Annotated in this window: 22 protein-coding genes; 3 read left to right on the forward strand and 19 right to left on the reverse strand. The window is 71.3% G+C overall.

The annotated features are described in order from the left end of the window. Nucleotides 1-53: 53 nt before the first annotated feature. From LPA41_RS28010 to ybaK, 8 genes are all read right to left on the reverse strand, one after another. Nucleotides 54-1,739 carry an insulinase family protein gene (locus LPA41_RS28010; RefSeq protein ID WP_229073898.1) on the reverse strand — a complete coding sequence of 562 codons (1,686 nt, stop codon included), beginning with the start codon at nucleotides 1,737-1,739 and terminating at the stop codon, nucleotides 54-56. After that, nucleotides 1,736-2,680: a hypothetical protein gene (locus LPA41_RS28015; protein ID WP_229073899.1), complete on the reverse strand. Its 945-nt coding sequence runs from the start codon at nucleotides 2,678-2,680 to the stop codon at nucleotides 1,736-1,738. The genes LPA41_RS28010 and LPA41_RS28015 overlap by 4 nt, the downstream gene beginning before the upstream one ends. 50 nt (nucleotides 2,681-2,730) lie before the next feature. After that, nucleotides 2,731-4,215, reverse strand: a complete 1,485-nt coding sequence (locus LPA41_RS28020) for an insulinase family protein (RefSeq protein ID WP_229073900.1) — start codon at nucleotides 4,213-4,215, stop codon at nucleotides 2,731-2,733. A 55-nt stretch (nucleotides 4,216-4,270) separates the two neighbouring features. Beyond that, the gene (locus tag LPA41_RS28025) at nucleotides 4,271-5,449 is read right to left on the reverse strand and encodes an ROK family protein (RefSeq protein WP_229073901.1); all 1,179 of its coding nucleotides are present in this window, start codon (nucleotides 5,447-5,449) and stop codon (nucleotides 4,271-4,273) included. Continuing rightward, on the reverse strand, nucleotides 5,449-6,705 hold the full coding sequence (locus LPA41_RS28030; protein WP_229073902.1) for a sugar ABC transporter permease: 1,257 nt from the start codon (nucleotides 6,703-6,705) through the stop codon (nucleotides 5,449-5,451). Before LPA41_RS28030 ends, LPA41_RS28025 begins: the two co-directional genes overlap by 1 nt. After that, nucleotides 6,702-7,505 (reverse strand): ATP-binding cassette domain-containing protein, encoded by an 804-nt coding sequence (locus tag LPA41_RS28035; protein ID WP_229073903.1) that lies wholly within the window; start codon nucleotides 7,503-7,505, stop codon nucleotides 6,702-6,704. Before LPA41_RS28035 ends, LPA41_RS28030 begins: the two co-directional genes overlap by 4 nt. Before the next feature lie 155 nt (nucleotides 7,506-7,660). Further along, on the reverse strand, nucleotides 7,661-8,776 hold the full coding sequence (locus LPA41_RS28040) for a sugar ABC transporter substrate-binding protein (protein ID WP_229073904.1): 1,116 nt from the start codon (nucleotides 8,774-8,776) through the stop codon (nucleotides 7,661-7,663). A 346-nt stretch (nucleotides 8,777-9,122) separates the two neighbouring features. Continuing rightward, nucleotides 9,123-9,605 (reverse strand): Cys-tRNA(Pro) deacylase, encoded by a 483-nt coding sequence (gene ybaK / locus LPA41_RS28045; protein WP_229073905.1) that lies wholly within the window; start codon nucleotides 9,603-9,605, stop codon nucleotides 9,123-9,125. 268 nt (nucleotides 9,606-9,873) lie between these two features. Here ybaK and LPA41_RS28050 point away from each other — a divergent pair, with 268 nt between their 5' ends. Further along, the gene (locus LPA41_RS28050; protein ID WP_229073906.1) at nucleotides 9,874-10,326 is read left to right on the forward strand and encodes a hypothetical protein; all 453 of its coding nucleotides are present in this window, start codon (nucleotides 9,874-9,876) and stop codon (nucleotides 10,324-10,326) included. Between the two features lie 61 nt (nucleotides 10,327-10,387). On the opposite strand, the gene LPA41_RS28055 is transcribed toward LPA41_RS28050, so the two are convergent. Then, nucleotides 10,388-11,668, reverse strand: a complete 1,281-nt coding sequence (locus LPA41_RS28055) for a methyltransferase domain-containing protein (protein WP_229073907.1) — start codon at nucleotides 11,666-11,668, stop codon at nucleotides 10,388-10,390. Nucleotides 11,669-11,891: 223 nt separating this feature from the next. Between LPA41_RS28055 and groES the strand changes: the two genes are divergently transcribed. Together groES and groL are read left to right on the forward strand one after the other, a co-directional pair. Beyond that, nucleotides 11,892-12,206: a co-chaperone GroES gene (gene groES / locus LPA41_RS28060; protein WP_014440794.1), complete on the forward strand. Its 315-nt coding sequence runs from the start codon at nucleotides 11,892-11,894 to the stop codon at nucleotides 12,204-12,206. Between the two features lie 72 nt (nucleotides 12,207-12,278). Further along, the gene (groL, locus tag LPA41_RS28065) at nucleotides 12,279-13,931 is read left to right on the forward strand and encodes a chaperonin GroEL (RefSeq protein ID WP_229073908.1); all 1,653 of its coding nucleotides are present in this window, start codon (nucleotides 12,279-12,281) and stop codon (nucleotides 13,929-13,931) included. A gap of 58 nt (nucleotides 13,932-13,989) precedes the next feature. On the opposite strand, the gene LPA41_RS28070 is transcribed toward groL, so the two are convergent. From LPA41_RS28070 to alr, 10 genes are read right to left on the reverse strand one after another with little or no spacing between them, the layout of a single operon-like run. Beyond that, a complete protein-coding gene (locus LPA41_RS28070) occupies nucleotides 13,990-15,744 on the reverse strand; it encodes an ABC transporter ATP-binding protein (RefSeq protein ID WP_229073909.1) in 1,755 nt (584 codons plus the stop codon). After that, nucleotides 15,741-17,426 (reverse strand): ABC transporter ATP-binding protein, encoded by a 1,686-nt coding sequence (locus LPA41_RS28075; RefSeq protein ID WP_229073910.1) that lies wholly within the window; start codon nucleotides 17,424-17,426, stop codon nucleotides 15,741-15,743. The genes LPA41_RS28070 and LPA41_RS28075 overlap by 4 nt, the downstream gene beginning before the upstream one ends. 42 nt (nucleotides 17,427-17,468) lie before the next feature. Then, nucleotides 17,469-17,723, reverse strand: a complete 255-nt coding sequence (locus LPA41_RS28080) for a hypothetical protein (protein WP_229073911.1) — start codon at nucleotides 17,721-17,723, stop codon at nucleotides 17,469-17,471. A gap of 8 nt (nucleotides 17,724-17,731) precedes the next feature. Further along, a complete protein-coding gene (gene tsaD, locus LPA41_RS28085) occupies nucleotides 17,732-18,784 on the reverse strand; it encodes a tRNA (adenosine(37)-N6)-threonylcarbamoyltransferase complex transferase subunit TsaD (RefSeq protein ID WP_229073912.1) in 1,053 nt (350 codons plus the stop codon). Next, nucleotides 18,777-19,214: a ribosomal protein S18-alanine N-acetyltransferase gene (gene rimI, locus LPA41_RS28090; RefSeq protein WP_229073913.1), complete on the reverse strand. Its 438-nt coding sequence runs from the start codon at nucleotides 19,212-19,214 to the stop codon at nucleotides 18,777-18,779. The genes tsaD and rimI overlap by 8 nt, the downstream gene beginning before the upstream one ends. After that, complete coding sequence (gene tsaB / locus LPA41_RS28095; protein ID WP_229073914.1) at nucleotides 19,214-19,993, reverse strand: tRNA (adenosine(37)-N6)-threonylcarbamoyltransferase complex dimerization subunit type 1 TsaB; 780 nt, start codon at nucleotides 19,991-19,993, stop codon at nucleotides 19,214-19,216. The genes rimI and tsaB overlap by 1 nt, the downstream gene beginning before the upstream one ends. Nucleotides 19,994-20,001: 8 nt before the next feature. Further along, a complete protein-coding gene (gene ung, locus LPA41_RS28100) occupies nucleotides 20,002-20,685 on the reverse strand; it encodes a uracil-DNA glycosylase (protein ID WP_229073915.1) in 684 nt (227 codons plus the stop codon). Continuing rightward, nucleotides 20,682-21,131: a tRNA (adenosine(37)-N6)-threonylcarbamoyltransferase complex ATPase subunit type 1 TsaE gene (tsaE, locus tag LPA41_RS28105; protein ID WP_229073916.1), complete on the reverse strand. Its 450-nt coding sequence runs from the start codon at nucleotides 21,129-21,131 to the stop codon at nucleotides 20,682-20,684. Before tsaE ends, ung begins: the two co-directional genes overlap by 4 nt. Then, on the reverse strand, nucleotides 21,128-22,192 hold the full coding sequence (locus tag LPA41_RS28110) for an alpha/beta fold hydrolase (RefSeq protein WP_229073917.1): 1,065 nt from the start codon (nucleotides 22,190-22,192) through the stop codon (nucleotides 21,128-21,130). The genes tsaE and LPA41_RS28110 overlap by 4 nt, the downstream gene beginning before the upstream one ends. Further along, nucleotides 22,189-23,310: an alanine racemase gene (gene alr, locus LPA41_RS28115; protein ID WP_229073918.1), complete on the reverse strand. Its 1,122-nt coding sequence runs from the start codon at nucleotides 23,308-23,310 to the stop codon at nucleotides 22,189-22,191. Before alr ends, LPA41_RS28110 begins: the two co-directional genes overlap by 4 nt. Nucleotides 23,311-23,412 lie beyond the last annotated feature (102 nt).

The following is a 23,412-nucleotide window of genomic DNA, read 5'->3' on the forward strand; positions in this document are numbered from 1 at the left end:
TGTCCGCACGCCGCAATCCTGCCTCGCCGCGCGGCCGTCCGCCCGTGGCCTGGTCAGCGGCCGCGCAGGCGGTTCACTGCCCAGAAGACGGCCCAGCCGGCGACCCCGGCGATCGCCAGGAAGACCACCGAGATGGTGATCTCCACAGCGACGTCCACGTCGTCGCCGAAGGCATAGACTCCCATGATCAGCCCGAGGCCGCCGAAGAAGAGCAGCAACGGCAGGAAGATCACGAGCATGGCGATCGGGCCGGCCTTGCCACCGGTCGGGCCGGCCGGCTTGGCCGGTTCGCGCGGCGCCGGGATCCGTTCCGGATCACGCGACGGCATGGTGGCGCGCAGCTCCGGCCGCACCCGGGCGTCCAGGGCCGGCACCACCGCGTGCCCGTTCGGGAAGAGGGTGGGCTCGAAGTGCACCTGGATGCCGTCGTGCCCGACGAACCGGCGGGCGCCGTCCGGCCAGGCCAGCAGCACGGCGCACTCGTCGTAGCGGACAGTGGCGGCCGATCCGTCGCTGACCAGGCTGACCCCGCGCTCGCCGGCGACGAAGGCGAGGTCCTCGTCGTCCAGCGAGCGGTACCGGGTGCCGTCGACGGCCGAGTCGGACTCCCGCGGCGCCGGGGTGTACCCGGCCCAGTCGGCGCCGGTCCGGCCCGGTGTCATGAGCAGACCGTCGGCGAAGGCCGCCTTGCCGACCTCGGCCACGCCGTCCCGGGTGACCGCGCGCAACTCGGCGAGCAGTTCCTCGGCGCTCTGCACCGGGCGGCCGGCGAGCAGGTTGAAAGCCTGACCGGGCAGGCGCGTCCCGTTCTCCTCGGCCCGGTTCAGCTCCTCGATCCGCTGGTTCACCACCGCTGTCACGTCGGACTGCTCGACCAGGCCGAGCCGCAGCGAGGCGAGCACGTCGACGAACCCGCCGAGCACGGCGCTCTGCTTCTCCGGCAACGCGTCCGCGAACGCGGTGATCACGGCCCGCCCGCCGGAGCGCGGCTCGTAGCCGGCCTGCACGGTGTAGGAGAGGCCGCTCTCCTGCCGCAGCGAGCGGAACAGGGACCGCTCCAGCACCCCGGAGAAGACGCCGGCGGTGGTGGACCTGTCGACCACCGCGTCCCAGGCGACCACGTTGGACGGACCGGGGAAGAACGCCGGGCGTACCGGCAGGGCCGACGACGGTGCCGGCGCGGGCCGGCGCTCACCGTGCGGCAGTTTGAGGTCGAGGCCGGCCGGGACACCCGGGCCGGCGATCCAGAGCGCGGCGTTCTCCACCGTGAAGTAGCGGGCCACCCACGCGCGCAGGTCGTCCGGGGTGATCCCGCCCAGTCCCCACTCGGGATAGGTGGCGACGCCGTAGTCCCGGGCACCGTGCCGCCACAGCGGCATCGCCTCGGTCGGGCCTTCGCCGCGGGTGCTCTCCTCGGTGCGCAGGATCTCCTTCTCGGTGGGCAGCCGGTGCATCGGCAGGTCACCCAGTGCCGCACAGACGCCGTTGAGGAACGCCACGATGTCGTCCTCGGCGCCCTGCATGTGGAAGAACGTGTACTCCACGCCGGTGGCGCCGTTGTAGTGGTAGTCGGCCACCCCGAACGAGTGCAGCGCCAGATGCTCGACGAGGTGGGTGATGCCGCGCCGGGCGAGCGGTTCGTCCGCGAACCCGACCCGGAAAACCAGACCCGCGTGCATCGGTCCGGTGGTCGGCGCGAGCACCGCCGGCACGCCGCCGACCTCGAGCTGAGTTATCACTGCGCTCCTCCCAGCGCCCAGGCGCGCGCCTGCCGGATCTTGGGCAGCGCGGCCTCCTCCGTGTCCGCCCACGGGTCGGCCGTGGCCAGGTTGCCGAGCAGGCCGAACATCCGCGCGGCGGCGGCCTGATCACGCAGCATGCTGAAGTACGCCGCGTAGCTGCTCACCGCGCGGACCCAGCCGTACTCCCGGTTGAACCGCGGGTGCAGCACGCTGTGCTGGGCGATCTGGTAGAGCTCGGCCCGCAGCTGCGGGTCGTGCAGCAGCCGCTGGCGTTCCGCGTCGTCGCTCGCCGCGCCGAACTGCGCGAAGAACGCCTCCACCGCGAGCAGGCCGTGCGGGGTGCCGGGCGGCGCGGCGAGCGCGCAGTCGCGGGCGAACGTGCGCAGCTCGTCCCAGCTGCCGTACCACTTCGGCTCCAGCGAGTACCCGATCTCCACCTGGCCGGGCAGGTGGTGCGGCACCGCGGTGGCGAGCCGGTCGTAGCGGCGGCGGATCTCGGCGATGCCCAGGGACAGCCCGCGCGCCGACAGCAGCCGCGCGGTCCAGACCGCCGGGTCACCCGGGTTGTACGCGCACGCGTCGATCAGCACCAGTTCCGCCTTGCGCAGGTGCTCGCGGAAACCGGCCCACTGCTCCTCGGTGACGTTCTTGGCCCACGCCGCGGTCCGGATCTCCCAGCCCAGGTAGGTGAGGTGAAAACCGAGCAGCGCGGCGGCGGCGCCGTCCCGCGGGTCACCGCGCAGCACGTACCGCAGGAAGTCCTCGAGGTCCCGCACGTCACCGCAGGTGCGGATCAGCGCGGTCCGATCGGCCGGCGTGACGGTGTCGAGCACGGCACGCGCCGCGACCCAGTCCTTGCGGTCCAGCGCGGCCCGCAGCGCCGGGATTCCCGGGTACGCGGCGGCCGGGTCGAACACCACGTCGGAGGGTTGAGACATGGCGGGCAGCATAGAGGCCGATCATCACCGGCGCGACGGTGATCCCAGCCTCATCCGTTCGGCCGGGCCGGGCCCCACACCTCACGCCAGCCGCGCCGGGGCTGCGGAATCCTCTCCGGGTCGCGGGGCGGCATCTCGATCCGGGTCCCGGGTGGGGTCCGCGCGTCGATGTCGGCGACCGCCGCGGCGCCGTCGCGGTAGAGGGTGGGTTCGACCCGGACCGCGATCGCGTCGTCGCCGATCAACCGGCGGCCGCCGTCCGGCCAGGCGTAGACGGCGGCGCAGGCGTCGTACCGGACGGTCCGGATCGCGTCGCCCTCGACGACGCTCACCCCGTCCGCGCCGTGCACCAGCCGCAGCCCGCGGTTGCCCCGGGCCCGATGGGTACGCCCGGTGACCGCAGCCTCGGAGACCCCGGGCGCCGCGGTCCAGCCGTCCGGTCCGGTCGTGGTGCCGGCCGGAGCCATCAGCAGCCCGGCCCGGTACGCGGCCGCCGACACCTCGGCGACATCGTCCACAGTGACCGCGCGCACCTCGGCGACCGCCTCCTCGACTCCCCGCACGCCTCGGCCGGCGAGCACGTTCACCGCCTGTCCCGGCAGCCGGCCGCCACGCTCGTCGGCCTCCCGCAGACCGGCGCAGGTCAAATCCACCACCGTGGACACGTCGGTGTCGCGGATCCGCCCGGCGCGCATCGCGGACAGCACCCCGGTCAGCCCGGCCAGCAGGGCGGGCCGCCGCTCCGGTGGCGCCTCGGCGATCGCGCTGATCCGGGCGGTACGGGACACCCGGGGCTCGTACTCGGTGCGGATCTCCGGCCGGTCGTCGCTGTCGCCGCCCAGCTCGCGCAGCAGCTGCCGTTCCAGCACGTTGGCGAAGACGGCGGCGCGGGCCTCCCGGCGCACGACGGTGTCCCACGCGACACCGTCGCCGTGCGCGGCGAACCACGCCGGTGTGACGGGCAGGGCCGTGGACGGCATCGGCGCCGGTTGCCGTACCCCTTCCGGCAGGTTCAGCCGCAGGCCCGGCGGCACCTCGTCGCCGGCCACCCAGAGGGCGGCGTTCTCCCGGGTGAAGAACTGCGCCACCCAGCCGTGCAGGTCGTCGCCGGTGAGTCCGGGCAGGCCGCGTTCGCCGAAGCTGGGCATGCCGTAGTCGCGGGCGCCGTGCCGCCACATCGATCTCGGCTCCGGCCGCCGGCCGCCGGCCTCGGCGCGCAGCACGTCCTTCTCGGCGTCGATCCGGCCGGCCGGCAGGTCGCGCAGCGCCGCACAGACGCCGTTGAGGAACGCGGCGATGTGCTCGGCGGTGCCCCGCGCGTGGAAGTAGGTGTGCTCGACCCCGGTCGTGCTGTTGGTGTGCGTGCCCACGCCGGCGCGGCCGTGCACCGCCAGGTGCTCGATCAGGTGCGTGATACCGCGCTTGACCAGCGGCTCGTCCGCGACACCGACCCGGAAGACCAGGCCGGCGTGCATCGGTCCGGTGACCGGGGCCAGCACCGCCGGCACGCCGTCCACCTCGAGCTGCTTGGGCATGGCGGGCAGCATAGATCTTCCGCGATGACGCCCCGGCGGCCGGGTGAACCGGTTTTCACGGCAGCAGCGGGTCGTCCAGGAGATGCTCGAACGCCAGTTCGGCCGCGCCGATCAGGGCGGCGTCGGTGCCGAGTTCGGGGGTGCGCAGCCGGACGTGCTCGCGGCAGACCGGCAGGCCGACCGCGTTGAGCCGGCTGCGGATCTGCGCGGCGGCGCCCAGGTAGACGTCGCGGAGCGTACCGCCGAAGATCACCACCTCCGGATTGAAGATGTTGACCAGGTTGCCGACCCCGAAGCCGAGCCAGTCGCCGACCTGGCGCAACGCGTGCTGGGCCTGGCTGTCACCGCGCATCGCGGCGTCCACCACGGCGAGCACCGCGTCCCGGCCGCTGCGTTCGGCGCGGCCGGCGAGACGGAGCAGCGCGTGTTCCCCGATCTCGGTCTCCCAGCACCCCCGGGAACCGCAGGAGCAGGGCCGCCCGTACGGGTTGACCACCATGTGGCCCACCTCGCCGCTGTAACCGCCGTGCCCGGTGACCCGGTGCCCACCGGCCACGATCCCGGCGCCCACCCCGACATCGCCGTAGAGGTAGATGACGTTGTCGCAGCCCACCGCCGCGCCACGGGCGTGCTCGGCGAGCGCGCAGACGTCGGCGTGGTTGCCGAGGGTGAGCCGGCCGGACTCGCCGAGCTCGGCGCGCAGCGTGTCACCCACCGGTTCCTCGACCCAGCCGATCGTCGGGGCGAGCCGGACCATGCCGTCCGCCCGTCGCACCATGCCGGCCACGGCGAGGCCGCTGCCCACACAGCGGGCGTCGTCCGGCACACCGGCCCGCATCTGCCGGATGAACCGGGCCAGCGGCTGAACGGCGTCGTCCGGGGTCATGCCGGGTGGACGCTCGGTCTCGTACTGCTCCAGGATCCGGCCGCCCAGACCGACCCGTGCCGCACGCAGCCGGTCCACCTCGATGCTCAGCGCGTAGGCGTACACCTTGCCCGACTCGGGCCGGACGACCAACGAGGGTCGTCCGGCCCGGCCGGTCTCGCGTGGCACCGCCTCGCTGACCAGTCCGACGCTGGTCAGCTCGGCGGTGAGGGCCCCGATGGTGCTGCGGTTGAGGCCGAGCCGGTTGGTGAGTTCCGCCCGGGAAGTCGCGCCGTGCACATGCACGTAGCGCAACAGCGTCCCGAGGTTGTGCCGGCGTACCTCTTCCTGGCTGGGGCCGGCTCCCATCAGCTTCCCGTTGCGGAGGCTCTGCGCCGGGCCAGAGCGTCGACGCTCGCTGCGGCCAACAGGATCAGGCCGGTGACGATGAACCGGGTGCCCGACTTGTAGCCCATCAGGCCCATGCCGTTGTCGATCACCGCGATCACCGCGCCACCGATCACCGCGTGGATCACCTTGCCCTTGCCGCCGAAGAGGCTGGTGCCGCCGATGACCGCGGCGCCGACCGAGTAGAGCAGGATGTTGCTGCCGCCGGTGTTCGGGTCGACCGAGCTGGCCCGGCTGACCACGAGGATGCCGCCGATCGCGGCCATGAACGACCCGATCACGAAGACCGAGATACGGATCCGGTCGACCGAGATGCCCGCACGCCGGGCCGCCTCGGCGTTGCCGCCGACCGCGTAGACGTGCCGGCCGTAGGTGGTGCGACCGAGCACGAAGGTCCAGAAGACCAGGAAGACCGCGATGATCGGTACGACGATCGGCACGCCCTTGAGCGAGTTGATCACCGGGTTGATCGACCGTTCCTGGGTGAGGATGTACGTGCCCGCGATCAGCAGCACAGCGAGGCCGATGACCCGCGCCAGCACAATGCCGATCGGGTCGGCGATCAGGCCGCGCTTGATCCGTGAGCGGTACCGGTTGAACTGCGCCAAGGCGTAACCCGCGACGGCGACCAGGGTGACGATCCAGCTCCAGGTCACCGACATGTTCGACTTGTTCAGCGCGAGCACGAACTCGTCGGTGATCGAGATGTTCTTGCCGTCGGAAAGCAGCAGGAGCAGTACACCCTGGAAGGCGAGGAACGCGGCAAGGGTCACCACGAACGACGGGATGCCGAGCTTCGCCACCAGCGAGCCCAGCACCAGGCCGATCACCACGCCGGTCAGCAGCGCGGCCGGGATCGCCACGTACCAGGGCAGACCCTCGTTGGTGAGCAGGATCGCCATGACCGCGCCGCAGACGCCGCTGGCGAAGCCGGCGGAGAGGTCGATCTCGCCCAGCAGCAAGACGAAGACCAGGCCCATCGCGATGAAGACGACCTGCGCGCTCTGGTTGAACAGGTTCGCGAAGTTGAACGCGCTCAAGAACGTGTCGCTTCGGGCGATGCCGAAGATGGCGACGAGGACGAGCAGCCCGAGGACCGCCGGCAGCGAGCCCAGGTCGCCGCCGCGGACCTTGCCCCAGTAATCACGGACGTAGCTGCCGACCGTGGGCTTGACGGCCTGGATGCCACCGGCCGTGGTGGTCGTGGTGGTAGTCACTGTCCGTCTCCCGGCGTGATGTCGATGAACTCCGAAGGCTTCTCCGGCGGAAGGCCGAGGTTGCCGCTGCGCCCACCGGTGATCAGCTCGACGACCTGGGAGTGCGTCACATCGGCCGCCTTCACCTGTGCGGCCATCCGGCCCAGGTAGAGCGCCGCGATGCGGTCCGAGACCGCGAACACGTCGTTCATGTTGTGCGAGATCAGCACGACGCCGAGGCCGTTGTCGGCGAGCCGCCGGACCAGCTCCAGCACCTGCGCGGTCTGCGCGACGCCGAGGGCGGCGGTCGGCTCGTCGAGGATGACGACCCGGCTGTTCCAGAGCACCGCCTTGGCGATCGCCACCGTCTGGCGCTGACCCCCGGAGAGGCTGGCGACGAGCTGGCGCAGCGACTTGACGGTACGCACCGACAGGCTGCGCAGAGTCTCGCCGGCCATCTCCTCCATCGTCGCCTCGTCGAGGATGATGCCGGACTTCTTCTCCCGGCCGAGGAACATGTTCTGGACGATGTCCAGGTTGTCGCAGAGCGCGAGGTCCTGGTAGACGACCTCGATACCGAGCGCGGAGGCCTCACGCGGCGAGTGGATCGAGACCTGCTTGCCCTCGAAGGTCACCGTGCCCGAGTCGATCGTGTAGATACCGCTGATGCATTTGACCAGCGTGGACTTACCGGCGCCGTTGTCGCCCACCAGGGCGGTGACCTCGCCCGGGTAGACGTCCAGGCCGACGTCGTGCAGAACTTGGACAGGACCGAAGCTCTTGTCGATCCCGCGCAGTTCCAGAAGGGGTGTCGCGGCCACTGAGGGTTCTCCTTCGTTCGGTGACCGGTTGCGTCGTGGCTCCGCCACCTCATCGTGGCTCCGCCGACCGCGGGGGGCTGTCGAAAACCGAGTCCGGCGCCGCCCACGTCGCGTGGGCGGCGCCGAGAATCAGGCGTTACGACGGGGTGTCAGCGTCAGCTGATGCCCGCGTCGGTGCAGGCCTTGGCGAAGTCCGCGGTGCAGAGCTCCTCCTTGGTGACGAAGCCGTCAGTCACGACGTCCTTGACGTTCGCCTTGGTGATCGACTGCGGCTTGAGCAGCACAGCCTTGACGTCCTTCTTGGACTCCGGGTCGGTGACGGTGGCGGTCGCCGTGGTCGGCGCCTCCTGCTTCGCCAGCGAGATCGCCAGCGCGGCGGCGGCGTCGGCCTCCTGCTTGATGGCCTTGTAGACCGTCATGCACTGGTCGCCGACGAGCACGTTCTGCAGACCCTGAACGGTGGCGTCCTGGCCGGTGACCGGGACCTGGCCGTTCAGCTTGTTCTTCTTCAGCACCTGGATGGCCGCGTTGCCCAGGCCGTCATTGGCGGCGAGGACACCCTTGATGTCCTTGTTCTGGGTGAGCATCTGCTCGAAGAGCGTGCCGCCCTGAACGTTGTCCCAGTCCGGCACGTCCTGGTCCGGGCCCTTGACGAACTCGTTCGAGTCGAACTTCGGCTTGAGAACCGAGTCGTAGCCCTCCTTGAACAGGGTGGCGTTGTTGTCGGTGGGCGAACCGTTGAGGTACGCGACGACCGGCTTGGTGACCTTCTTCTCGGCCAGGCAGTCGATGAGACCCTGCCCCTGAAGCTTGCCGACCTCGACGTTGTCGAAGGACACGTAGTAGTCCGCGCCACCGTTGAGGGTGAGGCGGTCGTAGTCGATGGTCGCGATGCCGGACGTCTTCGCCTGATCCAGCACGGCCTTGCCGGTGCCGGAGTCCAGGTTGACGATCATCAGAACCTTGACGCCGCTGGAGATCATGCCCTCCGCGATCGTCTGGAACCGGGCCTTGTCGCCCTGCGCGTTCTGGATGTCGGCCTCCACACCGGCCGCCTTGAAGGCGTCGGTGAGGTACTTCAGGTCGGCGGTCGCCCAGCGCGCGGAGCTCTTGGTGTCCGGCAGAATCACGCCGACCTTGCCGGCCGACGAGCTCGTGCCGGTACCGCTGCCGCTGCTGCCGCTGTCGCCGCCGTCTTCGCTGCCGCACGCGGCCATGCTTCCGGTGGCCAGCAAGCTGACCGCGGCAAGGGCGAACAGTCCCTTACGCATTCCTTATGTCCTTTCGGGGGGATAAATCCGGGGCCTTGGTTCGGATTTGTCAGGGCTCGCGCGCGCTGCGAGAGGTGACGCAGCCCCTGTGACACTGATGGATGAAGAACCGATTTGTTGTGCCCGGCAACGTATTCCTCCAGTGGCCGAGAACACAAGCGGCAACGACGGTCTATCTCGTAACCAGGGATAACAATCCGGCAACACAGCGGTGCTACCAGCACTGACCTCGGCACACGAAAAATCGCCCCGGCTAAGTGCCGGGTCACGTTGAGTGATATTGATGCCGGATTTCGCCCCTGACAGGGGAACGGGCGATTCCGGCGTACGCCTAAGATGCGGGCGCTCAGCCCCGGATCGGCGCGATGACGGCCCCGGTCAGCCGGATCAGGTCGGCCGGCGCCACGGACACCTGGAGACCACGGCGACCCGCGGAGACGTACATGAGGTCGAGGGTCTCCGCCGTTTCGTCGATCACCGTACGCAGCCGGCGGCGCTGCCCGAGCGGGCTGATGCCGCCGCGGACGTAGCCGCTGGAGCGCTCGGCTGCGGCCCGGTCGGCGAGGACCGCGCGCTTGCCGCCGGCGGCCTGAGCGAGAGCTTTGAGGTCGAGGTCGCCGGTGACCGGGACGACGCCAACCACGAGCGTGCCGTCCACCTCGGCGATCAGCGTCTTGAACAGCCGCTCCGGCGGCACGCCGAGGAACTCCGCGACCAGGGCGCCGTAGTTCGGGGCGTCGGGCGAGACGTCGTACGGGTGCAGGGTGTATGCCACCCGCTCGGCGGCCAGCAGAACGGTGGCCGGCGTCCCGGCCGCTTTCTTCGCCATGCCCGTAACGCTACCCCTTCCCCTCCCAATCAAGATTCGCGAACACCCCACTCTGAAATGGCAGCTCAACCTCGATATCGAGCAGCCCTCTCCACTGGCGGAGCGATAACGCCTTGACTACAGCAAAGATGGATGATAGAGCGCTTTGATTGCCAAGTTCGATCTAGACACGACCACCTTCGGCGGCTAACGTCCACATCAACCGGATGCCAACCATCATCAATGGCTGACATCAGATCACCGCATTAAGAAGGCAGGGAAGTTTTACGTGAAGAAAAGTTGGATCATACGCGCCGCTGTTGTTACCGCGGCGCTTGTCAGCACTGCACTCGCAGGTCCGACCAGCCCCGCTCAAGCAGGCGAATGCACCACACAGGGCTGCGGCGGTGAGGTCCTGAACAGGACGTCGCGCGTCGTTTACGTCACCAACTGCTGGCTCTCCGGCAACCCGGGTATCTGGTATGGATCCATTCCCTCTTGCGCCACCAATGGCTACAACCTCAATAAATTCAAAGCATATTACGGCCTTGGGCCGAATCAGAATACTAGGAACTTCTCGAAGTACTACGACACCGATGCCATCCGCGTTGACAACGGATGCACTTTGACCTTCTCCGAAGGCGGCCTCAACCATACGCATAGCGCTAGGGGCATTGGGAGCCATCTGTGGGTGAAGATCAATAACCACGTCAAGGCCACGGTGACCAACTACAGCTGCTGACGGCATACGCGGGGCTTGCGGCAGATCTGCCGCAAGCCCCGCGTATCGACGTTACGGAAACTCATCGGCACAGGAGCACGGTCGGCGCGTCGGCCACCCGGGTCAGGACCAGGCCGGCGCCGTGCGGGCCGGACAGGCGCAGCTCCTTGCGCAGCTGGTCGGGGACGAGCGCCGAACCGCGCTTGCGGATCTCCAGCCGGCCGATGCCGCGGTCACGCAACAGAGCCCGGAGCCGCTTCAGGGAGAACGGCAGCACGTCGGTCACCTCCAGCCGGCGCGCGAACGGTGTGTCCACCGGCTCGTCGGTGTAGACGTAGGCGATCTGCGGGTCGCCCAGCCACCCACCCACCGACGCGGCGAACTCGGCCACCAGGTGCGACCGGACCACCGCCGGGTCCGGGTCGTAGAGGTAGGCGCCGACCGGCCCCACCGGCGCGGCGACGAACCCGGAGCCGGTCAGCTCGGCGACACCAGCGCCCGCACCCACCACGCCGGCGCCCGCCACACCCGTGCCCGCACCCGTCGTGCCCGCACCCGTCGCGCCCACGCCCGCCCCACCCGCCGCGGCCCCGGAACCCATCCGTGAGCCGAGCAGGGTGGCCCGGCGCGGCGCCCCGGCCAGCGGGCCGCACCAGAACGCCGCCTCGACCAGGTCACCGCCGACACTCACCCATTCACCTTCGGCGCCCGGCGGCAGCAGCCCGTGGTCGATGCCCGGTGCCAGCTTCAGCACCGTCCGCGGCACCCGGCCGGGCAGTGCGGCCACGAAGTCCCACGGCGGTGAGTAGGACTTCGGGTCGAACACCCGGCCCCGGCCGGCCTGCCGGCGCGCCGGATCGGCGAAGACCGCGTCGTAGCGCTCCACCTCGACCGTGGTGGCGTCCGCGCACTCCACGGTGATCAGCTCGCCGAGCCCGAGCGCTTCGGCGTTCGCGGCGGCGAGCGCGGCCGTCAGCGGGTCGGCGTCGACCGCGTGCACCCGGATGCCCTGCCGGGCCGCGGCGAAGGCGTCGCTGCCCAGCCCGCAGCCGAGGTCGGTGAGTGAGCGCACCCCGGCCGCGGCGAGGCGGGCCGCGCGCCGGTCCGCGACCACGGCGCGGGTCGCCTGTTCGAGGCCGGCCCGGGAGAAGAACATCCGGGCCGCGTCCGGGCCGAACTTGCATGCCGCGCGCCCGCGCAAACTAGCCTGGGTCAAGGCGGCCGCGGAGAGCTCCGCGCCGATGCCCCGGGCACGCACGGCCGAGGCGGCGGCAAGTGGCTCGGCGTCACCTACCTCGGCCGCCACGGCCAGGGCTTCGGCGCCTTCCGGGGTCCGCAACAGCGAGAGCAGCTCAGGGGTCACCCAGGCATTCTCCCTGGCGTGACAGGTTGGCACTCTGGTTGACGGAGTGCTAGTTCCGGAATAGTCTCCGGTTAGCACTCTCAACATGAGGGTGCCAACCGTCCGGCCCTGCCGTGCGGTTAGGCACCAGGCGGACCGGCACCCGCGACGACGGCCCCGCCCGGTGGCATGAGGCATGAGACCGGCCTGGTTCATGGCCGGCGAAACCTGTACCCAGGAGGGTATGCCCGTGACTACCGCGACCAAGGTTGCGATCAAGCCGCTCGAGGACCGCATCGTGGTCCAGGCGAACGAGGCTGAGACCACGACTGCTTCCGGCATCGTGATCCCCGACACCGCCAAGGAGAAGCCGCAGGAGGGCACCGTCCTCGCTGTCGGCCCCGGCCGGATCGACGACAAGGGGAACCGGGTTCCGCTCGACGTCAAGGTCGGCGACGTGGTCCTCTACTCGAAGTACGGCGGCACCGAGGTCAAGTACGCCGGCGAGGAGTACCTGGTGCTCTCCGCCCGCGACGTCCTCGCGGTCATCGAGAAGTAAGACCTAACTGATTGCGCTTGCGCCCTGTTCCGATGTCTCGGGGCAGGGCGCTGGTGCGTGAAGGGACCATTAATGGCGAAGATTCTCAGCTTCTCTGACGACGCCCGGCACCTGCTCGAGCACGGGGTCAACACGCTCGCCGACACGGTCAAGGTCACCCTCGGGCCGCGCGGTCGCAACGTCGTCCTGGACAAGAAGTTCGGTGCTCCCACGATCACCAACGATGGTGTGACCATCGCCAAGGAGATCGAGCTCACCGACCCGTACGAGAACCTTGGCGCGCAGCTCGTCAAGGAGGTGGCGACGAAGACCAACGACGTCGCCGGCGACGGGACCACCACCGCGACCGTGCTCGCGCAGGCGCTGGTCCGTGAGGGCCTGCGCAACGTGACCGCGGGCGCCAACCCGATCGGCCTCAAGCGCGGCATGGACCAGGCCTCCGAGGTCGTGTCCAAGGCGCTGCTGGCCAAGGCCGTCGAGGTCGCCGACCACAAGGCGATCGCGAACGTGGCCACCATCTCGGCCCAGGACGCCACCATCGGCGAGCTGATCGCCGAGGCGATGGACCGGGTCGGCCGCGACGGTGTCATCACCGTCGAGGAGGGCTCGGCCATGCTGACCGAGCTCGACATCACCGAGGGTCTGCAGTTCGACAAGGGCTTCATCTCGCCGAACTTCGTGACCGACGCGGAGTCGCAGGAGGTCGTCCTCGAGGACGCGTTCATCCTGCTGACCACGCAGAAGATCTCCAGCATCGAGGAGCTGCTCCCGCTGCTGGAGAAGGTCCTGCAGGCCGGCAAGCCGCTGCTGATCGTCGCCGAGGACGTCGAGGGCCAGGCGCTCTCCACCCTCGTCGTGAACGCGCTCCGCAAGACCATCAAGGTCGCCGCGGTGAAGGCTCCCGGCTTCGGTGACCGCCGCAAGGCGATCCTCCAGGACCTCGCGATCGCGACCGGCGGCGAGCTCATCGCCCCCGAGCTCGGCTACAAGCTCGACCAGGTCGGCATCGAGTCGCTGGGCAGCGCCCGGCGCGTCGTCGTCGACAAGGAGAACACCACGATCATCGACGGTGGCGGCAACAAGGCCGACGTCGTCGACCGGGTCGCCCAGATCCGCAAGGAGATCGAGGCGTCCGACTCCGACTGGGACCGCGAGAAGCTCCAGGAGCGGCTCGCGAAGCTCTCCGGCGGCATCGCGGTGATCAAGGTCGGCGCGGTCACCGAGGTCGAGATGAAGGAGCGCAAGCACCGCATCGAGGACGCCATCGCGGCGACCAAGGCCGCGGTCGAGGAGGGCACCGTCCCGGGTGGCGGCGCCGCTCTGGCGCAGGTCGCCAAGGAGCTCGACGGCGGCCTCGGCCTGACCGGCGAGGAGGCCATCGGCGTCAGCATCGTCCGCAAGGCGCTGGTGGAGCCGCTGCGCTGGATCGCGCAGAACGCCGGCCACGACGGCTACGTCGTGGTGGGCAAGGTCAACGAGCTGGGCTGGGGCCACGGCCTCAACGCGGCCACCGACGAGTACGTGGACCTCGCCGCGGCCGGCATCATCGACCCGGTGAAGGTGACCCGCAACGCGGTCTCCAACGCCGTCTCGATCGCCGGCCTGCTGCTGACCACCGAGAGCCTCGTGGTCGAGAAGCCGGCCGAGCCGGCTCCGGCCGCCGCCGGCGGTGGGCACGGGCACAGCCACGGTGGCCACGGCCACCAGCACGGCCCGGGCTTCTGATCCACGGATCCGAGCAGTGAGGGGAGGGCGCGCCACACGGCGCGCCCTCTTCGCGTCTCTACGAGACCGGTTTCTCGACCCGGCCCTGCCAGGAGCGCCACAGCGCGGCGTACGCGCCGTCGGCCGCCAGCAGGTCGTCGTGCGGACCGATCTCGGCGATCCGGCCGTCCTCCACCACCGCGACCCGGTCGGCGTCGTGCGCGGAGAAGAGCCGGTGCGCGATCGCCACCACGGTCCGGCCGTGCACCACCGCCGCGAGGCTGCGTTCCAGGTCCCGGGCCGCACCGGGGTCGAGCAGCGCGGTCGCCTCGTCGAGCACCAGGGTGTGCGGGTCGGCCAGGACCAGCCGGGCCAGCGCCACCTGTTGCGCCTGTGCCGGTGCGAGCGGGCACCCACCGGCACCGACCAGCGTGTCCAGTCCGTCCGGCAGGGCGTCGGCCCAGTCCAGGGCGTGCACGGCGGCGAGCGCTGCCCGTACCTCCGGGTCCGGAAGGCCGGGCCGCACCATTGCGACGTTCTCCCGCAGCGTCCCGATGAAGATGTGGTGTTCCTGGGTGACCAGGGCGACCTCGGTGCGCAGCCGCTCCGGCGGCAGCGCCTCCAGCGGCACCCCGCCCACGGTGATCGTCCCGGCGGTCGGCCGGTGCACGCCGGCGAGGAGGCGGCCCAGCGTGGACTTGCCGGCACCGGAGACGCCGACCACGGCGAGCCGCTCCCCCGGTTCCAGGGTGAGGTCGACGCCGTGCAGCACCTCGTGGCCGGGACGGTACCCGAACCGCACCCCTCGCAGCTCGATCCGGCTGCCCACCGGTTGCGGCCCGGTGACCGCGGGTGTCGTCTCCGCGGCCACACCGAGCAGCCGGGCCAGTGACGCGGCACCCACCTGGAGTTCGTCGAGCCAGGCGGAGAGCCGGTCCAGCGGGTCGACCAGCTGCTGCACGTAGATCACGGCCGCGGTGAGCTGGCCGAGGGTCACCACGCCGCGCAGGTGGAGCCAGCCACCGGCGAGCAGGGTCAGCACCACCGGCAGCACGTAACCGGTCTCGATCATCGGCCACCAGACAGTCCGCAGACGCAGGGTGTACCGCTCGGCCCGCCAGGCCCGGCGCAGGTCGTCGTCGGTACGCCGGACCCGCTGCCGCCCCCGCCGCAGCGCCTCGACGGTCCGCGCACCCTCCACGGTCTCGGTGAGCCCTTCGGTCACGTCGGAGTAGGCGGCGTTCTGCTCCAGATATCCGGCCGGCGCCCGCCGCAGGTACCACCGCGTGCCGGCCACCAGGATCGGCACCCCGGCCAGCAGCGGGATCGCGAACAGCGGGCTGACAAGCACCAGCGCGCCGACCACGAGGACCAGCGTGATGAGCGCGATCATGGTCTCCGGCACCGCGAACCGGACACATTTGGAGAGCGCGTCGACGTCCCGGGTGGCCCGGGTCAGCAGGTCCCCGCTGCCGGCCGCCTCCACGGTGGACAGCGGCAGCGTGACGACCCGGCTGACGAACTCCTCGCGGAGCCGGGCCAGCACCCGCTCGCCCAGCCGTGCCGAGGCGAGGTGCGCGAACCGGGTGAGGATGCCTTGGAGCAGCACGAACCCGGCGATCGTGGCGACCAGCCCGTCCAGGTGGGCGACGGGTTCGTGGCGCTCGATCGCCTCCACCAGTTCGCCGAGCAGCCGCGGCCCGGCGAGCGCGGCGAGGGCGGCGGCCACGTTCAGGGCGACCGCGGCCCGGAAGCTGCCGGGATAGCGGCGGACCAGGTCGTGGGCGTACCGGCGGACCTGCGCGGTGCTCGCCACCGGCAGCGGGCGGTTCACTGCGGGTCCTCGCGCAGCACCATCCGGGCGTACCCCGGTGTGGTGCGGAGCAGGACGTGGTGCGGCCCGGCAGCGACCACGTGTCCACTCTCGACGTAGCAGACGTGATCGGCGCGGCTCAGCATCAGCGGACTTGTCGTGCAGACCACTGTCGTACGCCCGGACCGCGCCGCCCGCAGCCGATCGGCGATCCGGGCCTCGGTGTGCGCGTCCACCGCGTTCGTCGGCTCGACCAGGATCAGGATCTCCGGGTCGGCGACGAGCGCGCGGGCCAGTCGCAGCCGCTGCTGCTGGCCGCCGGAGAAGGACCTGCCACGTTCGGCGACCACGGTGTGCGCGCCGTCCGGCAGCCCGTCGACGATGCCGGTGGCGGACGCCGCCTCCAGCGCCTCCGGCAGAGTTCCGGCGCCGTCGGGGTCCAGATCGGACAGCAGCCGGCCGGCGAAGAGGCTGGCGTCGTTGTCGGCCAGCAGGATCCGGGCCCGGACGTCGGCCACTGCCGCGCCGGCCAGCGGGACGCCGCCGAGGACGGCGCCGTCGGCGTACCGGGCGAGCCGGTCGGCGATGCGGGCCGCGTCGGACGGGACGGCGGCGACGACGGCGGTCATCCGGCCAGGCGGCACGCGGACCCCGGACTCGGGGTCGGCGAGTTCCGCAGCCGGCAGGGCGACCGGCTCGGCCGGGTCCGCGAGTTCCGGTTCGACCTGCAGCATCGCCACCACCCGGCGGCCCGAGACGTGCCCCCGCGTGATCTTGTCGACGGCCTCGGTGAGCTGCCGCAGCGGCGCGACCAGGAAAGCGGCGTACGCGTAGAACGAGACGAGCTGCCCCACGGTGATCCGGCCGGCCCAGGCGGACCGGGCGCCCAGCCACGTCAGCAGGACCAGGAAGACCCCGGGCAGCAGCACCTGAGCCGCCTCGAGCAGGGCTTCCACCTTCGCGGTGCGTACCCCCGCCTCGCGCAGCGACTGGGATGCGGCGCGATAGCGCGCCGCCATGACCGGCTCGCCACCCACACCGCGCAGCACCCGCAGCCCGGCGACCAGGTCGGCGGCCTGACCGGTGAGCGTGCCCTGCCGCACCCGGTGCTCGTGCTGGCGCTGATGCAGCGGGCCGATGAGAAGGCCCACGACGAGCATCATCAGCGGTACGCCCACCAGCACCACCAGGCCCAGCGGCACCGACGTGCGCAACAGCACGACCGTGATCGTGACGACGGCGAGCAGCGAGCCGACGCCCCGGGAGATGATGTCGACGGCCCCGCCGATGTGGCTGATGTCGGAGGTGCCGATCGCCACCACCTCGCCGGCGTCCAGCCGCCGCGGCAGCGTGGCGCCGAGCCGGTTGGCGTGCCGCACCACCACCTGCACGGTCCGGAACGCGGCGCCCAGCCAGTTGGTGACCGCGAACCGGTGCCGCATGATCCCGGTGCCGGCCTGCATCGTGCCCACACCGAGTAGCAGCAGCGTCCAGCCGGCGAGGGCGCGGCCGTCACGGTCAGCGGCGGCGTCGACCGCCCGGCCGACCACTGCGGGCGCCAGTGCCTGACATCCCATCCAGAGGATCGCGAGGGCGGCCGCGACGCCGACCGTCAGGCGGGAACGCCTGACCAACCAGAGCAGATAACGGGCAGCGGAGCGGGAGTCGGGCAGGCCGGGATTCGGCACGGGCAAGCTACGCATCAGATCCCGACGGTAAAGCCGGACCGCGCGTGGTGCGACCGATCAGCGATCGACGGGCGTGAAATCCCAGACGTGCGGAGTGCGTGCTACCAGCCGCTCCGGCGGGACCGGCATGCTCTCCGGGGTGTTACGCCATTTGGTGATGACGACGATGCGTTGATCGGTGGACGAATAGACGTCACTCGACACATGTTGTGGCAGCACCTCCAGGGACGGCACCGCCGTGTCGCAGACCCAGGCCAGCAGCTCGTCGAAGCCACTGCGCGAGGCCCGCACCTCCCACATCCGCGCGATCATGATGCTTCCTACCCCGCCACGCTGACCTCGGTCAAACTCATGGACGAATCCGCGGGCAGATCCAGGCGGCTCGGCGCGACGCCGGCGGCGACGAGATGCGAGCCGAGCGCCGCGACCATCGCGCCGTTGTCGGTGCAGAGAGCGGGGCGGGGTACGCGCACCGCGATCCCGTGTTTCGCGGCGCGCTCCTCGGCGAGCACGCGCAGCCGCGAGTTCGCCGCCACCCCGCCGCCGATCACCAGAGTCCGCACCCCGTTGGCCCGGCACGCGTCGATCGCCTTCGCGGTCAGCACGTCGCAGACCGCTTCCTGGAAACTGGCCGACACGTCCGCCACCGGAACCGGCTCACCGGCCCGTTCGCGGCTCTCCACCCAGCGTGCGACGGCCGTCTTCAACCCCGAGAAGGAGAAGTCGAAACGGTGCGCGGCCAGGTCTTTCGGGGCGGTCAGCCCGCGCGGGAAGGCGATCGAGGCCCGGTCGCCCTCGCGGGCCGTGCGGTCGATCACCGGCCCGCCCGGGAAACCGAGCCCGATCAGCCGGGCCACCTTGTCGAACGCCTCGCCGGCCGCGTCGTCGATCGTCGCGCCGAGCGGGGTGACGCCGGCGGTGAGGTCGTCGACGAGCAGCAGCGAGGAGTGCCCGCCGGAGACCAGCATCGCGATCGCGGGCTCGGGCAGCGGGCCGTGCTCCAGGGTGTCCACCGCCACGTGCGCGGCCAGGTGGTTCACCCCGTAGATCGGTTTCTCGGCGGCCAGCGCGTAACCCTTGGCCGCGGCCACCCCGACCAGCAGCGCACCGGCCAGGCCGGGCCCGCTCGTCACCGCGATCGCGTCGACGTCGGCGAGCGTGACGCCGGCCGTGTCGAGCGCCCGCTGCATGGTCGGGACCAGTGCCTCCAGATGGGCCCGGCTGGCCACCTCCGGCACCACGCCGCCGAACCGGGCGTGCTGCTCCACACTGGACGCGAGCGCGTCGGCCAGCAGGGTGTGCCCGCGCACGATGCCGACACCGGTCTCGTCGCAGGAGGTCTCGATCCCGAGGACCAGGGGTTCGTCACGCATCGCGCATCATCACCAGGGCGTCCGTGTTGCTCGGTTGGTAGTAGCCGCGCCGGATCCCGACCGGCTCGAAGTCGTAACTCGCGTAGAGGGTCTGCGCCGGCGCGTTGTCGACGGCCACCTCGAGCAGCGTCTTCTTGACGCCGCGCCGGGCCGCCTCGGCCAGCAGCGCCTCGAGCAGGAGCCGGCCGATGCCGCGGCGTTGCGCGTCCCGGCGCACCGCGATGTTCTGCACCCAGGACTCCTCGGCGTCCACGACGGACAGACCGGCGTAACCGAGCACCGCCCCGTCCTCGGTCGCCACCAGGTAGTGGTGGCCCTGGGCCAGCTCGTTCCAGAACATCGCGGCCGACCACTTCTCGGGGCCGAAGAGATCCTCCTCGACCGGCAGCACCTGACCGATGTGCCACCAGCGGAACCGTTCGACGATCATCAGGTCAGCACCGGCTTGCGCGCGCTCGGCTCCACCGCGTCGGGCCGCCGCAGGTAGAGCGGCGTGAGCTGCTCCCCCGGTGCGGCACCGCGGATCTTCTCCGCGGCGAGCGCGACGAGGGCGGCGCCGGGCGGATACAGGAGATGCTCCTCCACCGGTACGCCGAACACGTCCCCGTACTTCAAGGCGCCCTCCCCCGCGGCCCGATCCACCGTCCCCGCGAGCCAGCCGGTCCCTGCACCGTTCCCGGCCGTCTGCCCCGCGAGCCCGCCCGCCCCGGCACCGGTCGCGGCCGTCTTGCCGGGCGCGGCCGGGTCACCGGCCGCCGCGGCCAGCAGCACCGCCACGTCCGCCGGTTTCGCCACCTCGGGACCAATCACCCGGGCGCCGTCCGCATACGTCGCGAAGTACACCTCGCGGCGCCGCGCGTCCGTTGCGATCAGCACCCGCCCCGGCCCGGCAGCCCGGCCCAGCGCGTCCAGCGAACACACCCCGTAGGCCGGGATGCCCAGCGCCTGGCCCATGCTCGCGGCAGTGGCCAGGCCGACCCGCAGACCGGTGAACGGCCCCGGGCCGAGACCCGCCACGATCGCCGTCAGGTCACGCGGGCGGTAACCCGCCTCGGCCAGCACCGCGGCGATCTCGGGGGCCAGTTTCTCCCCGTGCGCGCGCGGGTCGACCGTGCGGCTTTCCGCGACGCCGAACAGGCCGTCGGCGGTCACCTCGACGAGCGCCGCCATGGAGGCGGGGGTGGCGGTGTCCAGAGCTAGAACGAGCACACCTGACCCTAACCGGCGGCCCGCGGGTCCCAGTCGATGAGTGGCCGGCCGCCGTCGGCGAGAGCCTTGTTCGCCGCGCTGAACGGCCGGCTGCCGAGGAAACCGGCCCGGTTCAGCGGGCTCGGGTGCCCGGCCTCCAGCACCGCGTGGGCCGGGTTGGTGACAAGCGCCGCCTTCTTCTTCGCGTAACCGCCCCAGAGCAGGAACACGACCCGCTCGTCCCGCTCGTTGAGCGCCCTGATGGTGGCGTCCGTGAACGCCTCCCAGCCCTTGTTGGCGTGCGAGCCGGCCTTGCCCGCGCGGACCGTGAGCACCGCGTTGAGCAGCAGCACACCCTGCCGCGCCCAGCCGGTCAGGTCGCCACTCGCCGGCTTCGGGATGTTGACGTCCTCGGCGAGCTCCTTGAACACGTTGCCCAGCGACGGCGGTTTCCGCACGCCGTCACGCACGCTGAAGCTGAGACCGTGCGCCTGACCCGGACCGTGGTAGGGGTCCTGCCCGAGGATCAGCACCCGGGTCTGCGCCGGCAGGCACAGCCGGTACGCCGCGAAGAGGTCCTCGGCCGGCGGGTAGACCGTCTCGCTCGCGTACTCCGCGGCGACGAACTCGCCCAGCTTCGCGGTGGCCGCCGGGTCCAGGAAGGGCGCCAGCTCGCTCCGCCACTCGGCCGGCAACAGCTCGGTCAGGTTCACAGGTTCTCCAGTCGGTGTGCCCAGTCGCCGCCGTGCGGCACCAGGTCGATCACTCGGGTGTCGTCGTCCAGCCGGTCGATGCGGACGTGCAGGTATTCGTCGTTGAGCTGCTCGACCAGGCCGACCCCCCACTCGACGACCGTCACCGCGTCGTCGGCCGAGGCGTCCAGGTCCAGGTCGTCGATCTCGGCGCGCGGGTCGGGCCGGTCGCCCAGCCGGTAGGCGTCCGCGTGCACCAGCGGCAGCGGGCCGCGGTGCACCCGGGCGATCACGAAGGTCGGCGACGTGATCGGGCCGCGCACGCCGAGACCCGCGCCGATGCCCTGCACCAGCGCGGTCTTGCCGGCGCCGAGCGGACCGGTGAGCAGCAGCAGGTCACCGGCGCGCAGGATGCCGGCGAGCCGCCGGCCGAAGTTCTGGGTGTCCTCGACGGTCGCCAGCTTCACGTGATCTTCTCCAGGAACGGGATCAGCGCCGCGTTGACCTGGTCGGCCTTCTCCAGCATCACCACGTGGCCGCTGTTGTCGATCTTCAGCAGCTCGGCCTCGGGCAGGTGCTTGAGGATCTCCTCGGAGTGGGTGACCGGGGTCAGGTAGTCGCGGGTGCCGACGACCACCAGGACCGGCACCCCGCGCAGCGCCGACAGGGCCGGGATCCGGTTGTGGGTGTAGAGAGTGTGCAGGTATTTGGTGAGCGTCTCCACCGACGTCTTCGAGTTCATGCTCTCCACGAACGTGACGAGGGTGGGGCTGGGTTTCGCCTCGCCGAACCCGTACCGCCGGGTGAGCAGCCAGGCCAGGTCGGAGGAGGCCACCCGGGCCCGGTCGATGGTGCCGCCGCCGAGGTGGGCCGCCTTGTCCCAGAGCGGGAAGAAGGGCGCGCTGGCCCGGGCCACCAGGTTCGTCACGCCGAGCTGGGTCTTGTCGAACAGATCCGCCGAGGTGGACATCAGCACCACGCCGGTGACCCGGTTGCCGAACCACTCCGGGTACTGCTCGGCGAAGGCCATGATGGTCATGCCGCCCATCGAATGGCCGACCAGGATGATGTGCCCGTCCGGCACGGTCGCCTCGAGCACCGCGGCGAGCGAGCGGCCCAGCGCGGCGATGTCGTACGTCCCGGACCGCAGCCTGCCGGACCGGCCGTGACCGGGCTGGTCGTAGAAGACCATCCGGTACTCCCCGCGCTCGGCGAGCTCCTTGCGCTGGAAGTAGAACGTGCCCATGTCCAGCGCGAAGCCGTGCACGAAGACGATCGTCGGCTTGCCCGCCGGCTCGGCCGGTTCGACGATCTCGACGTGCAGGTCGGTGCCGTCGGCCGCGGTCACCGTCAGCTCCTGGTCGAACGGCTGGTCGCCGAAGGGCTCCTCGACGAAGGGGTCACCGGGCGCGTTGACCGAGCGCCGCACTAGCACCCGCTCCACGGCGAACGCGGTGGCCAGGCCGGCCGCCGCGACACCGACAACGGCACCGAACACCCCCGCCGTCCGCACCGCCCGCCGCCTCACGGCCGCACCTCCCCGTCGTAACACCGTGGCACCCGGCTGCTGCCGAACCGGGTGACGATCTCGTAGTTGATCGTGCCGGTGGCGGCGGCCCAGTCGTCGGCGGTCGGCTCACCGTCGTCACCCGGGCCGAACAGGGTCGCCACGTCACCGGCCACCACCGGCTCGTCGCCGACGTCGACCACCACCTGGTCCATGCAGACCCGGCCGGCGATGGTCGCCACCGTGCCGCCGATGCGCACCGGTCCCGCGTTCGACGCGTGCCGGGGCACCCCGTCGCCGTAGCCCAGCGGGACGACGGCAAGCGTCGTCTCCCAGGGTGTGGTGTAGGTCAAGCCGTAGGAGACGCCCTGGCCGGCCGGGACCCGCTTGGCGAGGGTGACCCGGGCCCGGGCCGTCATCGCCGGGCGCAGACCGAACGTGTCGCCGGCGATGGGTGACAGCCCGTAGGCCGCGATGCCGACGCGGACCAGGTCGAAGTGCGCGTCCGGCCGGATCAGGGTGGCCGCCGAGTTGGCGATGTGCCGGTAACGCGGGTGGATCCCGTGCCGCCCGGCCAGCTCGAGACCCTCGTGGAACGCGGCCAGCTGCCGGTCGACGGACTCGTGGCCGGGCTCGTCGGCACAGGCGAAATGGCTCCACACGCCGACCACCTCGACGTCGCCGCCGGCCTGGGCCTTGGTCGCGGCCTCGAACAGCTCCGGCCAGTCGGCCCGGGCCGCGCCACCGCGGGCCAGGCCGGTGTCGAGCTTGAGGTGCACCCGGGCCGGCCGACCCGCCTGCCGGGCCGCCGCGGCCAGCTCGTCGAGCAGCTCCGGGGTGGCCGCGCTCAGGTCGACGCCGGCCGCGACACCGTCGTGCAGCGGCAGCCCGGGGCTCAGCAGCCAGGCCAGGACCGGCGCCTCGATGCCGGCCCGGCGCAGGGTGAGCGCCTCGTCCAGGGTGGCGACACCGAGCCAGGTGGCACCGCCGGCGAGCGCCGCCCGGGCCGCCGGAACCATGCCGTGCCCATAACCGTCCGCCTTGACCGCGACCAGCACCTCGGCCGAGGTGCGGGACCGCAACGCCACGACGTTGTCCCGGATCGCGTCCAGATCGACGCGCACTTCCGCCTGCCACATGCCTCTAACCCTACTGAGGCGTACGACAGTTCCGGTCACCCAGGAAGATCGGGCCCACCCGAGGAGGTCGGCGCGGGGCCGGGCGGCTCGCCAGAGGAGGTC

It is taken from the genome of Actinoplanes sp. DH11 (assembly GCF_020873875.1).
Lineage (GTDB): Bacteria > Actinomycetota > Actinomycetes > Mycobacteriales > Micromonosporaceae > Actinoplanes.

Bases quoted from the DNA above. Each gene is read 5' to 3' on its own strand.
- LPA41_RS28020 (WP_229073900.1), bottom strand. From the start codon at position 4,215: ATGCCCAAGCAGCTCGAGGTGGACGGCGTGCCGGCGGTGCTGGCCCCG.
- LPA41_RS28080 (WP_229073911.1), bottom strand. From the start codon at position 17,723: ATGATCGCGCGGATGTGGGAGGTGCGGGCCTCGCGCAGTGGCTTCGAC.
- tsaD (WP_229073912.1), bottom strand. From the start codon at position 18,784: ATGCGTGACGAACCCCTGGTCCTCGGGATCGAGACCTCCTGCGACGAG.
- LPA41_RS28025 (WP_229073901.1), bottom strand. From the start codon at position 5,449: ATGGGAGCCGGCCCCAGCCAGGAAGAGGTACGCCGGCACAACCTCGGG.
- LPA41_RS28075 (WP_229073910.1), bottom strand. From the start codon at position 17,426: ATGCGTAGCTTGCCCGTGCCGAATCCCGGCCTGCCCGACTCCCGCTCC.
- groES (WP_014440794.1), top strand. From the start codon at position 11,892: ATGCCCGTGACTACCGCGACCAAGGTTGCGATCAAGCCGCTCGAGGAC.
- ybaK (WP_229073905.1), bottom strand. From the start codon at position 9,605: ATGGCGAAGAAAGCGGCCGGGACGCCGGCCACCGTTCTGCTGGCCGCC.
- alr (WP_229073918.1), bottom strand. From the start codon at position 23,310: ATGTGGCAGGCGGAAGTGCGCGTCGATCTGGACGCGATCCGGGACAAC.
- rimI (WP_229073913.1), bottom strand. From the start codon at position 19,214: ATGATCGTCGAACGGTTCCGCTGGTGGCACATCGGTCAGGTGCTGCCG.
- groL (WP_229073908.1), top strand. From the start codon at position 12,279: ATGGCGAAGATTCTCAGCTTCTCTGACGACGCCCGGCACCTGCTCGAG.
- LPA41_RS28040 (WP_229073904.1), bottom strand. From the start codon at position 8,776: ATGCGTAAGGGACTGTTCGCCCTTGCCGCGGTCAGCTTGCTGGCCACC.
- LPA41_RS28015 (WP_229073899.1), bottom strand. From the start codon at position 2,680: ATGTCTCAACCCTCCGACGTGGTGTTCGACCCGGCCGCCGCGTACCCG.